Annotated in this window: 11 protein-coding genes and 2 pseudogenes; 9 read left to right on the plus strand and 4 right to left on the minus strand. The window is 73.8% G+C overall.

The annotated features are described in order from the left end of the window. Nucleotides 1–696 precede the first annotated feature (696 nt). The 3 genes from ACQEUR_RS09535 to ACQEUR_RS09545 are packed head-to-tail and all read left to right on the plus strand — an operon-like array spanning nucleotide 697 to nucleotide 3,267. A complete protein-coding gene (locus tag ACQEUR_RS09535; protein WP_433028502.1) occupies nucleotides 697–2,328 on the plus strand; it encodes an AMP-binding protein in 1,632 nt (543 codons plus the stop codon). Further along, nucleotides 2,318–2,572 (plus strand): glutaredoxin family protein, encoded by a 255-nt coding sequence (locus ACQEUR_RS09540; protein ID WP_433028504.1) that lies wholly within the window; start codon nucleotides 2,318–2,320, stop codon nucleotides 2,570–2,572. The genes ACQEUR_RS09535 and ACQEUR_RS09540 overlap by 11 nt, the downstream gene beginning before the upstream one ends. A 44-nt stretch (nucleotides 2,573–2,616) precedes the next feature. After that, nucleotides 2,617–3,267, plus strand: coding sequence for an HAD family hydrolase (locus ACQEUR_RS09545; RefSeq protein ID WP_433028506.1), 651 nt, complete (start codon nucleotides 2,617–2,619; stop codon nucleotides 3,265–3,267). Between the two features lie 75 nt (nucleotides 3,268–3,342). Here the strand turns inward: ACQEUR_RS09545 and ACQEUR_RS09550 are convergent, their stop codons facing one another. Together ACQEUR_RS09550 and ACQEUR_RS09555 are read right to left on the minus strand one after the other, a co-directional pair. Next, nucleotides 3,343–4,008, minus strand: coding sequence for a LuxR C-terminal-related transcriptional regulator (locus ACQEUR_RS09550; protein WP_433028987.1), 666 nt, complete (start codon nucleotides 4,006–4,008; stop codon nucleotides 3,343–3,345). A gap of 32 nt (nucleotides 4,009–4,040) precedes the next feature. Beyond that, nucleotides 4,041–5,351: a sensor histidine kinase gene (locus ACQEUR_RS09555; protein ID WP_433028508.1), complete on the minus strand. Its 1,311-nt coding sequence runs from the start codon at nucleotides 5,349–5,351 to the stop codon at nucleotides 4,041–4,043. Between the two features lie 442 nt (nucleotides 5,352–5,793). Here ACQEUR_RS09555 and ACQEUR_RS09560 point away from each other — a divergent pair, with 442 nt between their 5' ends. From ACQEUR_RS09560 to hemB, 5 genes and pseudogenes are all read left to right on the plus strand, one after another. Beyond that, nucleotides 5,794–6,666, plus strand: a complete 873-nt coding sequence (locus tag ACQEUR_RS09560; RefSeq protein ID WP_433028510.1) for a redox-sensing transcriptional repressor Rex — start codon at nucleotides 5,794–5,796, stop codon at nucleotides 6,664–6,666. Nucleotides 6,667–6,668: 2 nt separating this feature from the next. Next, nucleotides 6,669–7,971, plus strand: a pseudogene (locus tag ACQEUR_RS09565) (glutamyl-tRNA reductase); the annotation flags it as partial. A 244-nt stretch (nucleotides 7,972–8,215) separates the two neighbouring features. Beyond that, on the plus strand, nucleotides 8,216–9,202 hold the full coding sequence (gene hemC, locus ACQEUR_RS09570; protein ID WP_433028512.1) for a hydroxymethylbilane synthase: 987 nt from the start codon (nucleotides 8,216–8,218) through the stop codon (nucleotides 9,200–9,202). Beyond that, nucleotides 9,199–10,779, plus strand: a complete 1,581-nt coding sequence (locus ACQEUR_RS09575; RefSeq protein ID WP_433028514.1) for a uroporphyrinogen-III synthase — start codon at nucleotides 9,199–9,201, stop codon at nucleotides 10,777–10,779. The genes hemC and ACQEUR_RS09575 overlap by 4 nt, the downstream gene beginning before the upstream one ends. A 10-nt stretch (nucleotides 10,780–10,789) precedes the next feature. Continuing rightward, entirely contained in the window at nucleotides 10,790–11,773 is a 984-nt protein-coding gene (hemB, locus tag ACQEUR_RS09580; protein WP_433028516.1) for a porphobilinogen synthase, read from the plus strand. A gap of 9 nt (nucleotides 11,774–11,782) precedes the next feature. Here the strand turns inward: hemB and ACQEUR_RS09585 are convergent, their stop codons facing one another. Together ACQEUR_RS09585 and ACQEUR_RS09590 are read right to left on the minus strand one after the other, a co-directional pair. Then, nucleotides 11,783–12,805 (minus strand): GNAT family N-acetyltransferase, encoded by a 1,023-nt coding sequence (locus ACQEUR_RS09585; protein ID WP_433028989.1) that lies wholly within the window; start codon nucleotides 12,803–12,805, stop codon nucleotides 11,783–11,785. Between the two features lie 72 nt (nucleotides 12,806–12,877). After that, nucleotides 12,878–13,702 (minus strand): annotated as a pseudogene (locus ACQEUR_RS09590) (lytic transglycosylase domain-containing protein); the annotation flags it as partial. Nucleotides 13,703–14,721: 1,019 nt separating this feature from the next. Here ACQEUR_RS09590 and ACQEUR_RS09595 point away from each other — a divergent pair. Beyond that, on the plus strand, nucleotides 14,722–14,943 hold the full coding sequence (locus ACQEUR_RS09595) for an FmdB family zinc ribbon protein (protein ID WP_433028518.1): 222 nt from the start codon (nucleotides 14,722–14,724) through the stop codon (nucleotides 14,941–14,943). The last annotated feature ends 53 nt before the right edge of the window (nucleotides 14,944–14,996 follow it).

A 14,996-nucleotide genomic window follows, 5' to 3' on the forward strand; every position in this document is an offset into this window, starting at 1 on the left:
GACCCGGAGCTCGGTCAGCCCCTCGGCCAACGCCAGTCGCGCGTCGTGGACCTGCCCGCCGAGAAGCTCGTCGGCATAGTCGTTCGTACTCACTGGACCTCCCCGGCCGGCCGCGTCAACAGGACCGGTCGCGAGGACCCGGCCGCGATGGTGGCCGGAAGCGCGCCTGGCCGGGCGCGCTCCGCCATGACAGATCCGGGGTGTGCCGTACGACGGCACACGCCCCGCAGCTGCTTCTGCAGTGCTCTCACAGGCACGGCGGCCTCCTCGGGCTGAGGGGTGTCGACTCACGGCAAAAGGGGTGAGCCGACCCGAGTGATGATAGGGCCAACGTCACCCATGTGCGGCGAGTCCGTTACACAGGGCCAAAGTATTTCCCCGGGTCACCCGTCCGGACCGGACCGGTTGTGCGTTGTCGGATCCCGGACACTGCTAGGGGCAGGGCTCTGACCTGGGAAAACGCGGCAACACGCCAAAAGGCGGCACGCTCTTGGCGTGCCGCTGAGATTGGTGCTAAGGCGACTGTGGCCGGACAGCGGCGGCCACGCGGGCGGTCCGGTGGACGGTACCGCGTGGACGGCCGCGGAGTCGAGCAACTTCCACGAACGACGGACAACAAATCGAGCAACTTCCACCAGCGACGGACGGACCGGACGAGCGAGCGGGAGTCGGGCGGCTGTGCCAGACTCAGCGACCGTGCAGGATGGATCGCGCCCCGCCGCCCTCACCGAACCGCCCGCCGCCACCCTCGCCGACCGGTTACGCCGGGCCGCGACCACCCGTGGCGACCGTCCGGCTCTGCACTGGACCGGCGGCACGCTGAGCTGGGCCGAGCTGGACCGTGCGGTGGACGGGGTCGCCGATGCGCTGCGCCGGCAGGCGTCCGGTTCCGCCGCCGGGCACCCCGCCCGGGTCGCCATCGCCCTGGGCAACACCCCCGACTTCGCGATCGCCCTCCTCGGCACCCTGCGGGCCGGGCTGGTCGCCGTACCGGTGAATCCCGCCTTCACCGGTCCGGAACTGCGGCACGTGCTGGCCGACTCGGCGGCGGCCGTACTGATCTGTACGGAGCCGGTCCGCGACCTGGTCGCCGAGGTGTCCGGCGAGCTGCCGGCACTGACCGAGGTGCACACCAGGCTGCCGGCCGCCCCGCCGCCCCCGTCGGGACCGGAGGCGTCGGCCGGGTCGACGGAGCGGCCGGCGGTCGCGGACGGCGAGGAACTGGCCGTCCTCCTCTACACCTCGGGTACCGCCGGACAGCCCAGGGGCGCGATGCTCTCGCACCGGGCGCTGGCGGCCAACCACGAGCAGATCGGCCGGATCGAGCCGCCGGTGGTGGGCCCGGAGGACACCGTGCTGCTCGCCCTGCCGCTCTTCCACGCCTACGGGTTGAACGCCGGGCTGGGCGCGGTCGTCCACCACGGGGCCAGCGGGGTGCTGGTCGACCGGTTCGAGCCCGACGAGGTGCTGGCGCTGGTCGAGCGGCACCGGGTCAGCCTGCTCGTCGGCGTACCGTCGATGTTCGCCGCCTGGCGCGGGCCGGAACTGGCTGCGGCCGCGTCGTCGGTCCGGACCGCGATCTGCGGTGCGGCGCCGCTGCCCCCCGAAACCGGAAGCCGGTACGCGGAGGCGACCGGCCGCCCGATCCAGGTCGGGTACGGGCTCACCGAGACCGCCCCGGTGCTGACCTCCACTCTGGCCGCTCCGGTGCCCAAACCCGGCTCGATCGGCCGCCCGCTCCCCGGCGTGCAGCTGCGCCTCGTCGGCCCGGACGGCGAGGTGCTCTGGCGCGACGACGACCCGGGCGGGGACCCCGGGCCCGAGGACGACCTCGACCTGGATCTGCACTCGCCGGGCACCGACCCGGGCGAGATCGTCGTGCGCGGCCACAACCTCTTCTCCGGCTACTGGCCGGACGGGCGGGACGGGCCGGACGCCGAGGGCTGGTGGCGCACCGGCGACATCGGGTACGCCGACGCCGACGGCGACCTCTTCCTGGTGGACCGGCTGGGTGAGCTGATCCTGGTCAACGGCTTCAACGTCTACCCGCAGGAGGTCGAGCGGGTCCTCGACGCGCACCCCGGGGTGGCCGAGTCGGCGGTGTTCGGGGTGCCGCACCCGGCGACCGGCGAGACCGTGCACGCCTACGTGGTGCGGGTCCCCGGCGGGACCGTGTCGGCCGCCGACCTCGCCGGGCACTGCGCCCGCAGCCTGGCCCGGTTCAAGTGCCCGAGCGGGATAGAGTTCGTCGGGTCGCTGCCGCGCTCCGCGATCGGCAGGGTACGCAGGTCGATGCTCCGGCAGGTAGGGGGACGTGGTGACGAGTGAGCCGAGGCTGACCCTGATCACCCGCCCCGGCTGTCACCTCTGCGAGGTCGCCAAGGAGGCGGTCGACCGGGTGGTGGCGGCGACCGGGGACCGGTGGGTCGAGGTGGACGTCACCGGTGACCTGGAGCTCGAACGCGAGTACGGCGACCGGTTGCCGGTGGTGCTGCTCGACGGCCGGGAGCACGGCTACTGGCGGGTCGAGGAGGAGCGGCTGCGCCGGGACCTCACCGCCGCCCGGGACTGACCGGCCGGAGGATCGAACCGGCGGCTCCGCGTTATCGTTCCGGGATGGCTCCCGCACGTGAACACCTGGTCTGGGACTGGAACGGCACCCTGCTCAACGACCTCAACCTGGTCGTCTCCGCCACGAACGTCGCGCTGGCCGGTGCCGCCGGGCCGGCCGTCACCGCCGAGGAACACCGGACGCAGTTCCGGCGCCCGGTCGCGGACTACTACGCCGAGGTGCTCGGCCGGGCGCTGGACGCCGACGAGTTCGGCCGGCTCGACAAGCTCTTCCACGACGCGTACCGGCTGGGGTTGGCCAGTTGTGAGCTGGCCGCGGACGCCCCGCAGGCGCTGCGGGCATGGCCGGGGTCCCAGTCGCTGCTCTCGATGTGGTTCCACGAGGAGCTGGTCCCGGTGGTCGACGGCCACGGCCTGACCACGCACTTCCGCCGGGTGGACGGGCTGCGCGGCACCCTCGGCGGCGACCGGAAGGCCGCCCACCTGGCCCGGCACCTGGCGGAACTCGGCGTGGACGGCCGGTCGGCGGTGCTGATCGGCGACTCGATCGACGACGCCGAGGCCGCCGACTCCGTCGGCGCCCGCTGTGTCCTCTACACCGGCGGCTTCACCGACACCGTCCGGTTGCGCGCCTCGGGCTGGCCGGTGGCCGACACCCTCACCGAGGCCGTCGAGGTGGCCACCCAACTCGCCTGACCGTAAGGAAGGGCCCCCGCTTATCGCTTTTTGTATAGGAAGGGCCCCCGCCTAACACCGTCGGGCTGGGCACCGTCAGCCGCGCAGGTAGGCGAGCACGGCCAGGACCCGGCGGTGCTGTTCCTCGTCCGGGGGGAGCCGGAGCTTGGTGAAGATGTTGCGGACGTGCTTCTCCACGGCGCCGTCGCTGACCACCAGCGCCCGGGCGATGGCGGTGTTGGAGCGCCCCTCGGCCATCAGGCCGAGTACCTCCCGTTCCCGGGGGGTCAGCTCGCGCAGCGGGTCGTCGCGGCGGCGCCGGACCAGCAGCTGACCGACCACCTCGGGGTCCAGCACGGTGCCGCCGGCGGCCACCCGCGCCAGCGCGTCGAGAAACTCGGCGATCGCCGCGACCCGGTCCTTGAGCAGGTAACCGATGCCGCCGCCGGCACCGCCGCCGGAGGGCTTCACCGTGGCGAGCAGGTCGTCGGCGTAGGAGACCTCGACGTACTGGGAGAGGACCAGGATCGGGGTACGAGGGACCAGCCGGCGCGCCTCCACCGCCGCCCGCAGCCCCTCGTCGGTGTGCGAGGGCGGCATCCGTACGTCGACGATCGAGACGTCCGGCCGGTGGGCGACGATCGCCTCGACCAGGGCCTCACCGTCACCGACCGCGGCCACCACCTCGTTGCCGTGTTCGGTCAGCAGCCGGACCAGGCCCTCCCGGAGGAGGACCGCGTCGTCGGCGATCACTACGCGCATGACGTTGTCTACCACCTCCGGCTCGGCGGCGCTCAGCACGGCAGCTCCGCCCGGATCTCCGTCGGGCCGCCGGCCGGGCTGGTCACGGTCAGGGTGCCGCCGTTGGCGCGTACCCGGTCGGCGAGGCCGGCCAGGCCCTGCCCCTTGGACAGGTGCGCGCCGCCCTCGCCGTCGTCGACGACGCTGATCCGCAGGTGCCGGCCGGTGCGGCTCACGGTCAGCCAGCATTCGCTGGCCCGGCTGTGCTTCGCCACGTTGGTCAGCGACTCGGCCACCACGAAGTACGCGGTGTTCTCCACCGCCGGGTCGAGTCGACCCTGCGGGGTGCCCAGCTGGGTGTCGACGGTGAGCTCGATCGGGATGACGCCCCGTCCCGCGAGCGCGGCGAGGGCGCTCGGCAGGCCTCGGTCGATCAGGATCGGCGGGGCGATCCCCCGGGAGAGGGCGCGTAGCTCCGCGAGGGTCTCCCGGGTCTGGCTGAGGGCCTCCTCGATCGTCACCCGGGCGGCCTCGGGGTCGGAGGCGAGCTGCTCGTGGGCCCGGCTGAGGTCCATGGCGAGCCGGACCAGCCGCTGCTGCGGCCCGTCGTGGATGTCCCGCTCCAGGCGGCGCAGCGCGGTCGCCTCCGCCGAGACCGCCGCCCGCTTCTGCTCCTCCAGCACGGTGATCCGGTTGCGCATCTCGGCGACGCCGGTGAGCAGGGCCCGGCTGAACCGGGCCTGGGTCAGCGCGCAGCCGCGCACCACGATCGGCAGGGTGATCAGGAAGAAGAGGCCGAGCAGGCTGTTCAGGCCGATCCGGGCCGCCGCCGTCTCGCCGAGCCCCAGCAGTTCGGCCAGGTCCTGGTTGTCCGGGCCGCCGCGCGGAATCGCCCAGTCGTACGCCCAGTAGAGCGAGCCGGCGAGCGCACCGATCCACCAGGCGACCGCGAGGGCGAAGGTGACCGCCGCCACCACCAGCTTGAAGCAGCCGTGCGCCAGGTCGAGCCACGACTGGGCGTCGGCGATGGGGACCAGGATGCGTCGCCAGACGCTGGCGCCGGGCTCGGCCGTCCGGTAGTGCGGCCGGACCCGGGGCTGGAGCAGCACCGCCGGCATCCGGGACCGCTCGACGTCCGCCCAGCCCCGGGCGGCGTACAGGGTGCCGGCCAGGATGGGCAGCCCGATCACGGCGACCGCCAGGCCGACGCCGAGGGCGAATCCGACCACGAGCACGACGAAGCCGGCCAGGGCGAGGGGCAGCCCGAGCAGGATGTAACCGGAATCGATCGCGAGCTGGCGCAGGACCGTGCGGCCGGCGTCCGATCCGGCGCCCGAGCGTACGGCGGAGGCGGTGGTGGTCATGTCGTCGACGCTAGACATCCGCCCACGCGCCCCCCCATCCCATTCGCCGGTCTCTTCGCGGTAGGGCTGTCCCCACCGTCGACGTCCGTGCCCGGGGGCCGGTCGTCCGGCCGCCTCTCCACCGGCCGGTCCCGGCGTGGCGTTGCGTCAAGCATCCCGCACCGCCACCGGGAGTGGTCGCGGCGAGTTGGCTAGATAAGTCGGACTTGAGACATAATCGCCGGGCGACTCCGGTCGACCCGTCTAACTGATCTTGTAAATGGAGGCCCTGGTGAGGCGCTGTCGCGGTCTATCAAGATCGCGATTTGTGCGTGTCTTCACAAGCGCCTACTCTGATACTCCGACGAGCCCTGCTAGCACAGCCGGTAACAGCGGTCGCCAGCGGGTGCCCCGCAACGACCCGCCGGATCGGCTGGTCGAGGATCGCACGGCACGGAGTCGCATGAGTCAGCACCGCCACCCAGGCACGCCCGGCCGCGCCGGGGCGGTGCCGGCGCTACCGGACCTCCCCGAGGCGACGGTGGCCCGGCTCCCCGAATACCTGCGTGCCCTGCACAATCTCGCCGAGGCCGGCAACGACACGGTCTCCAGCGAGGAACTCGCCACGGCGGCCGGGGTCAACTCCGCCAAGCTGCGCAAGGACCTCTCCCAGCTCGGCTCGTACGGCACCCGGGGCGTGGGTTACGACGTCGCCCTGTTGATCGACCAGATCGAGTTTGTGCTCGGGCTCACCCAGCGCCGGGCGGTCGCCCTGGTCGGGGTGGGTAACCTCGGTCACGCCCTCGCCGGCTACGCGGGCTTCGCGGGCCGGGGCTTCCGGATCGCCGCCCTTTTCGACGCCGACGCCGGACGGGTCGGTGAGGAGATCAACGGCCTGGTGGTCCGGCACATCGACGAGTTCGCCCGGGTGGCGGCCGAGGAGTCGATCGCGATCGGGGTGATCGCCACCCCGGCGACGGCCGCACAGGGCGTCGCCGACCAGCTCGTCGCGGCCGGGGTGACCAGCATCCTCAACTTCGCACCCTGTGTGCTCTCGGTCCCGGACGGGGTCGATGTCCGAAAGGTCGACCTCGCCATCGAGCTGCAGATCCTCTCCTTCCACGAGCACCGCAAGTCGGCCCTCACCGGGTTGCCCGTCGCGCCGGGGGTCGGCCGCTCCGCCGCCGGCGGCGGGGGCCTGACGCCGGGCGGAGGCCTGGCCGGTCCCACCGCGGGGCTGACCGCGCTGCCCGGTGGCCTGGCGGCCACCGGGACCACCGAGTCCACCCCCACCGGCCCGCTCCGGTCGACCAACGCGGAGGCGGTCGGCACATGAACCTGAACCTGCTCGTCGTCGGCGCCTCGCACCGCACCGCGCCGGTAGCCACCCTGGAGCGGCTCGCGGTCGCCTCCGCCGAACTGCCGGAGATCCTCGGGCGGCTCATCGCCCAGCCGTACGTGGGGGAGGCCGTCGTCGTCTCCACCTGCAACCGGGTCGAGGTGTACGCCGCCGTGACCGGTTTCCACGGCGGGCTCGGCGACGTCTGCGCCGTGCTCGCCGGCCACGCCGGCTCTGCCCCGGCCGAGCTGGCCAACCACCTCTACGTGCACTACGACGGCGCGGCGGTCGAGCACGCCTTCCGGGTCGCCGCCGGGCTGGACTCGATGGTGGTCGGCGAGGCGCAGATCCTCGGCCAGCTGCGGGACGCCTACCATGCCGCGAACGCCGCGGACTCGACCGGACGGCTGCTGCACGAGTTGATGCAGCAGGCCCTGCGGGTGGGGAAGCGGGCGCACGCCGAGACCGACATCGACCGGGCCGGACAGAGCGTGGTCACCGCCGCGCTGGACCTGGCCGCGACGCACCTGCCGGACGGCGTCGAGGAGCGCCCGGCGCTGGTCGTGGGCGCCGGCTCGATGGGCGCACTGTCCGTGGCCACCCTGTCCCGGCTGGGCGCCGGGCCGGTGGCGGTCAGCAACCGGGGGGCCGACCGCGCCGTCCGGCTGGCCGAGGCGTACGCCGCGACGGCGGTGCCGATCGCCGAACTGGCCGACGCCCTGTCCACAGTAGACATAGTAGTGGCCGCCACCGCGTCGATCGAGCCGGTCCTGACCCGGGAGACCGTCGCCCGGGCCCTGCGGCTGCGCGCCGACCGGCGGCCCGACCCGCTCGTCCTGCTCGACCTGGCGGTACCCCGCGACGTCGAGCCGTCGGTCGCCGACCTGCCGGGCGTGGTGGTGATCGACATCGACGGCCTGGCCGCCGCCCAGCCGATCGGGCCGGCCGCCGCCGACACCGCCGCCGTCGTCCAGATCGTCTCCAGCGAGGTCGACGGCTTCCTGAGCTGGCTGCGGGGCGCCGACGTCGCCCCGACCGTGGCCGCCCTGCGGGCCCGCGCCGACGAGGTGGTCGCGGTGGAGCTGCGGCGGCTCGGCCAGCGCCGGCCCGACCTGACCGACGACCAGCGGGCCGAGGTACGCCACACGGTGCACCGGGTGGTGCAGCGGCTGCTGCACTCGCCCACCGTGCGGGTACGCCAGCTCGCCGCCGAACCCGGCGGCGACCAGTACGCCGCGCTGCTGCGCGAGCTGTTCGACCTGGAGGTGCCGGTCACCTCGCAGGTCGACACCGTGCCGGACCTGACCGGAGCCGCCCCGACCGGAGCCGCCCCGACCGCTGCCCGGGCGGCTGCCCTCGGCGCCGGCGCCGAGCTGGCCCGGATGCCCGGCACCGTCCAGATGCTCGGCAGCGCCCAGGTGACCGGACTGGTCGGCGAGGTGTCCGGGTTCGGCCAGCCGCAGACCGGTCTCGACGCCCGGCCCGAACCGCGTGCGCCGGAGACCCGCGGCACCCAGGTGCCCCGACAGCACTCCGGAGGAGAGCGATGAGCCCGCTACGCCTCGGCACCCGGGGCAGCGCGCTGGCGCTCGCCCAGTCCCGGGCTGTCGCCGACGCCGTGCAGGCCGCCACCGGCCGGCAGGTCGAGCTGGTGGAGGTGGTGACGGCCGGCGACCGGTCGAGCGCCCCGGTGCACCGGCTCGGCGTCGGCGTCTTCGTCTCGGCGTTGCGCGACGCGCTGGTGGCCAAGGAGATCGACTTCGCGGTCCACTCGTACAAGGACCTGCCGACGGCGGGTCAGGACGGGTTGCTGATCGCCGCCGTACCGCCCCGGGAGGACCCGCGCGATGCCCTGGTCGCCCAGGACGGTCGTACGCTGGCCGAACTGCCTCCCGGATCGACGGTCGGCACCGGTGCGCTGCGCCGGATCGCCCAGCTGCACGCGCTCGGACTCCAGCTGACGGTCACCCCGATCCGGGGCAACGTGGACAGCCGCATCCGACGCGTATCCGGTCCCGAACCGGACCTCGACGCCGTGGTGCTGGCCCGGGCCGGACTCGTCCGGCTCGGCCGCACCGAAGAGATCACCGAGACGATCGATCCGATGCTGATGCTGCCCGCCCCCGCACAGGGCGCGCTGGCGGTGGAGTGCCGGTCCGACGACTCGGATCTGGTGGATCTCCTCGCCGTACTCGACCACCCGCCGACCCGGGCCGCGATCACCGCGGAGCGGGCCCTGCTCGCCACCCTGGAGGCGGGGTGCAGTGCCCCGGTCGCCGCGTACGCGGTCCTCGCCGAGGGTGAACTCGACAGTTCGGGTGCCAGCGGTGGAGACGAGATCTACCTGCGCGGGGCGGTGATCAGCCCGGACGGTTCCCGTGACCTCCGGCTGTCCCGCACCGGTACGCCCGCCGAGGCGGAGAAGATCGGTAAGGCGCTCGCCGCCGATCTCCTCGACCTCGGCGCCGATTCGATCCTCGGCACGCCTACGGATTCCGGCGCGAGGACCCAGCATCTTGGAGCTACAGAATGATCCGCACCCGTAAGCCCGCCGGCCGCATCGCCTTCGTCGGGGCCGGTCCCGGCGACCCCGGCCTGCTGACCCGCCGGGCGCACGACGCCCTGGTCGACGCCGACCAGGTCGTATACGACCGCAGCGTCCCCGAGGCGCTGCTCACCGCCGTCCGGGCGCAGGCCAAGTCCGACGCGCAGTTCAGCCCCGCCGAGGGGGTGCCGGGGGACGTCGCCAAGGTGCTCCTCTCGGCCGCCCGCTCCGGACTGAGCGCGGTGCACCTGGTCGCCGGCGACCCGTTCGGGCACGAGACCGTGGTCAAGGAGGTGCAGGCGGTCGCCCGGACCGCCGTGCACTTCGAGGTGGTGCCGGGAGTCGGCCAGGCCGAGGGCGTCGCCGCGTACGCCGGGGTGCCGCTGACCGGCGTACGGACCGCGGCCGACGTCGACGACGTGAGCGCGATCGACTTCGAGGCGCTGGCGGCGACGGTCAACCGCGGCTCGCTCGCCCTGGCGGTCGACGCCGGTGACCTGGCGGCGGTCCGGGACGGCCTGCTCGCCGCCGGGGTCGACGGCGCGACCGCGGTCGCGGTGACCGGCGACGGCACCGGCGAGACGCAGTACACGACCGCCTCGACCGTGGACAGCTTCGTGGCCGCCGCGCTCGGCTTCACCGGCCGGGTGGTGCTCACCCTCGGCGCCGGGGTCACCCAGCGGGACAAGCTGAGCTGGTGGGAGAACCGCCCGCTGTACGGCTGGAAGGTGCTCGTGCCGCGCACCAAGGAGCAGGCCGGCGTGATGAGCGCCCGGCTCCGGGAGTACGGCGCGATCCCGTGCGAGGTGCCGACCATCGCGGTCGAGCCGCCGCGTACTCCCGCCCAGATGGAGCGGGCGGTGAAGGGCCTGGTCGACGGCAGGTACGCCTGGGTGATCTTCACCTCGGTGAACGCGGTGCGCGCGGTCTGGGAGAAGTTCGCCGAGCACGGGCTCGACGCCCGGCACTTCGGCGGCGTCAAGATCGCCTGCATCGGTGAGGCGACCGCCGAGGCGGTCCGCGCCTTCGGCATCCAGCCGGAGCTGATCCCGGCCGGCGAGCAGTCCTCCGAGGGGCTGCTGGCCGAGTTCTCGCCGCACGACGAGATCCTCGACCCGGTCGGCCGGGTGCTGCTGCCCCGGGCCGACATCGCCACCGAGACCCTGGCCGCCGGGCTGACCGAGCGCGGCTGGGAGGTCGACGACGTGACCGCGTACCGGACGGTGCGGGCCGCGCCGCCGCCGGCCGAGATCCGCGACGCGATCAAGTCGGGCGGCTTCGACGCGGTGCTCTTCACCTCCTCCTCGACCGTACGCAACCTGGTCGGCATCGCCGGCAAGCCGCACGCCCGGACGGTCGTCGCGGTGATCGGCCCGAAGACGGCGGAGACCGCCACCGAGTTCGGCCTGCGGGTGGACGCCCAGCCGGCACACGCCTCGGTGCCCGATCTGGTGGAAGCGCTCGCGTCGTACGCTGTGGAGTTGCGGGAGAAGCTGGCGGCGATGCCGGCCAAGCAGCGTCGCGGCTCCAAGGTGCAGGGCCCGACCGCACTGCGGTTCCGATAGGGAGTTCCTCATGTCGTACCCGAACGTCCGACCGCGCCGACTGCGGCGCTCACCGGCGGTCCGCCGGCTGGTCGGGGAGACCCGGCTCGCCCCGGCGGACCTGGTGCTGCCGATGTTCGTCAAGGAGGGGATCACCGAGCCCCGGCCGATCGCCTCGATGCCCGGGGTGGTGCAGCACTCCCGGGAGTCGCTGCGCAAGGCGGCGGCCGAGGCGGTGCACGCCGGGATCGGCGGCATCATGCTCTTCGGCGTGCCGACCCGCAAGGACGAGACCGGCTCCGGCGGTGTCGACCCGGACGGCATCCTCAACGCGGCGATCCGGGACGTGGTCGCCGAGGTCGGGGACGGCACGGTGGTGATGAGCGACCTCTGCCTGGACGAGTTCACCTCGCACGGGCACTGCGGGCTGCTCGCCCCGGACGGCACGGTCGACAACGACGCGACCCTGGTCGCGTACGCCGAGATGGGGATCGCCCAGGCGGCGGCCGGGGCGCACATGGTCGGCCCGTCCGGGATGATGGACGGCCAGGTCGGGGCGGTCCGACGCGCGCTCGACGCCGCCGGGCACACCGACACGGCGATCCTGGCGTACGCGGTGAAGTACGCCTCGTCGTTCTACGGCCCGTTCCGGGACGCGATGGAGTCGTCCCTGGACGGGGACCGGCGCACCTACCAGCAGGACCCGGCCAACCTGCGCGAGTCGCTCCGCGAGGTGCGCCTCGACGTGGCCGAGGGGGCCGACCTGGTGATGGTCAAGCCGGCCCTGCCCTACCTCGACGTGGTCGCCGCGGTCCGGGACGAGGTGGACGTGCCGGTCGCCGCCTACCAGATCTCCGGGGAGTTCGCGATGGTCGAGGCCGCCGCGGCGAACGGCTGGATCGACCGGGACCAGGCCGTGCTGGAGACCCTGACCTCGATCCGCCGGGCCGGCGCGCAGGTCATCCTCACCTACTGGGCGGTGGAGGCCGCCCGGATGCTCCGCGGACGCTACTGACCCGTACGGTCAGCCGGTGGCGTCGAGCCGGTGCACCAGTTCGGCCACGTCCGCGCCGTACTCGTACCACTCCCGGTCGGCCTGGAAGCCCAGTTCGGTGTTGACCGCCCGCATCGGCTCGTTGGCCTGGGCGTTCCAGGTCTGCACCTCGGAGAGCTTCGGCTCGGCGGTGCGCAGTTCGAAGAGCATCCGCGCCTTCATCGCCCGGTCGATGCCGTAGCCCCGGTGCTCCTGGCCCACGATGGTGTCGTACTGGTCGGCCCGGGTCGGGTGCTGGGCCGGCACGACCACCTCGGTGAGCCCGGCCACCTCGCCGGTCTTCTCCTCGATCGCCAGCACGATGTACGGCTTCATGCCCCGACGGTGCAGGCAGCCGAGGCTGTCCCGCAGCCGCTGCGGGTCGTAGGAGCTCGGACGCAGCTCCAGGTCGCCGCCGTCGACGTCGCGCACCTCGGCCTTGGCCCGCGCGTACGCGTCGATCAACTCCTCCGGCGGCCCGCCCGGGCAGAACTCCAGGCGGTAGCCGGCGGCGATCCCCTGTGCCATGTCGCCCAGCGCGGTCCAGTCCACCGTGGAGAGGCGCAGCACGCTCCGGGTCTCCACGTACTCCCGGTCGAAGCCGAGCGTCTCGTAGAAGCCGACGGCCGGGGTGTCGCCGATGACCTCCACACCGATCGAACGGAAACCCTCCTGGTAGGTGCGCCGGGCGGCCGTGGAGATCAGCTTCCGGCCCAGCCCCGAGCGTCGGACCGCCGGCCGGACCAGCACCTCCAGCACGCCGATGTCGCCCAGCAGGAGTACGTGGACGTGCCCCAGGATGGCTCCGGGCTGCCCGTCCACCGACGGCTGCTCCTGCGCGACCCAGGAGATCCGCCGTTCACCGGGCATCACCTCGCAGAGGTATTCCCGGAGCATGCCGTTTTCCCACAGCGGATCCTCCGGTAGGTCGGCCGCGAGAACCGAGTTGATCGCGTCGAGGAACGACTCGATCTCGGCGGCCGGGGCGGTCCGGGGATCCCACTCGCGCACCATCACCCGTCTAGCTTGCCGCTAACCGCACGTCGGCGAAAGTGCCCAGTTCTGCAATGTGCATGGGCCATTACGCTAAGTTCTGCTGTCGATGCCGTACTTGTTGGCCGTGTCGAACACCGCCTGGGCATATGGCCGCACGTCATTGTAGGAAAGGATGGCATTCCACCAGTCCGAGGCGACCGAGAGGTTGCGCCCGCCCTTGCACAGATAGTTACCGGCGGCCAGCGCCGCGTCGTCGAGGTCGTGCGGGTCCTTCCGGCCGTCCAGGTCGGCGTCCGCCCCGTACTGCTCCCAGGTGGTGGGGATGAACTGCATCGGACCCACCGCCCGGTCGTACTCGGTGTCCCGGTCGAGCCGACCGTCGTCGGTGTCCGTGATGCGCATCACATCGCCAGTGCCGTCCAGCCGTGGACCGATGATCTCCGGTTCGGCCCGGCCGTTCGCCCCGAGGGTGGCGCCGTTGGCCCGCCCGTGGCTCGACTCCACCATCCCGATGGCCGCCAGGGTGGTCCAGCGGAGCTGGCAGCCCGGAGTGGTCTGGCCGAGGGTCAGCTCGGCGTAGCCGTACGCCTGCATGGCAATCGGGGCGACCTGCACCCGGCTGCCGGTCTGGGTGGCCCAGCTCGCCAGGATGTCGGCCGGGCGACCGCCGACGCTGAACGGCGGCGGCAGGCTCCCGCCGAGCGCCGGATCGGTCGGCGGGGTGGCGACGACGCCGGTCGGCCCCGGTGGAAGCTGGCCGTCCGGGCCGGGCTGCGCGCTGGCCCCGGTCGGGGACGGTCGGGGGTCACCGGCCGCCGCCGGGATCAGCACGGCACCGGCGGTGCCGCTCACCGCGACCAGCGCGAGAAGCAGCAGCGCGGGCAGGGTGAGGCGGCCGCTGGGCCGCTGGGACCAGGCCCGAGCCGCCCGTACGCCGTCGACGGCGGTCTCCCGCGGCGACGGCCAGCGGCGTACGGCGCGCGCGAAGGGCACCCGGATCCGTCGCTTGACGCCGGCCCGCCCCACCGCCGGCCGGTCGAGGTCGATCAGGGTGCCGGTCGAGGCGCCGCCCGGTCCGGACGCTGCCGCCGCCGGCTGCGTCGAGTCGCCCCGGGGTTCCGCCGTCGGGCTGTCGGGCGCTGCCGGCGGCGTCGCCGGATCGGTGGCCCCGGCCTCGGGGTCGGTCGACTCGGCCCTGGTCACCGGTGACGTGGCGGCCTGGTCCGGGGCGGTCGTCACGGGCGCGTCGGTCGTCGCCGCGACCCCGGAGGCCGTCCACTCGGCTCCGGTCGTCCCGGGCTCGGGGTCGGTCGCCGTCGTCCTCGGCTCGGCCGTGCTCCCGGTCGACTCGGCCGGCCCTGTCCCGGCGGCCGTCGCCACCGGGGCCGGCGTCGTCCTCGGCTCGGTGGTCGTGTCCGGCCCGGCCGTGCTCTCCGGCTCGGCGGTCGTGTCCGGCTCGGCCGTCGTGTCCGGCCCGGCCGTGCTCTCCGGCTCGGCGGCCGGCTCCGGTGCGTCCGTGCTTCTCGCCTCGGTCTGCTCCGCCGCATCCGGCGTCGACGTCGCCCGCTCCGGATCGGAGCCCGGCCCGGTTTCCGACCCGGGCTTCGCGCGCGGCCGTGGCACTACGGCGACCGGTGGCACGGCGGTGGCGGTCGTCCCGGCCGAGGCCGCCTCGGCGCTGCCCGCCGTACCGCTGTCCGCCGTACCGCCCGCTGTCGTCCCGGCGGGCGGCGTCCGGGGGACGACCGGGGTCTCGGGCGGGGCCGGCGGCTCGGCTACCGGGTCGGGCGCGGCCCCGGAACTGGCCAGCGGCCCGTCGAACGCGGGCGCGGCGGGACGTAGGGACCGAGCCGTCGACATGTCCTCGCGCTCCGCCACCCGTCGAGTATTACCCATGGACGGCCGAACGTCAGGTCTGGCCGTACCCTGTTGGCATGCCCCGCTACGAGTTCCGCTGCCGCGCCTGCGGCGACACCTTCGAGGTCAACCGGCCGATGGCCGAGGCTTCGGCCGCCGCCTCCTGCCCGCGCGGGCACGACGACACCGTCAAGCTACTGTCGACGGTCGCGGTGACCGGCCGTGGCGGCGCGGCGGGTGCGGCCCCGGCGGCCCCCGCCGGTGGCGGAGGCTGCTGCGGCGGCGGCTGCGGCTGCTGATCGGCCCCGACCCACCCCGACGCCGTCCGCCTGATCGGGCTTCCCGGCCCCAC

Origin of the sequence: Plantactinospora sp. CA-290183 (assembly GCF_050936375.1) — a bacterium.
Lineage (GTDB): Bacteria > Actinomycetota > Actinomycetes > Mycobacteriales > Micromonosporaceae > Plantactinospora.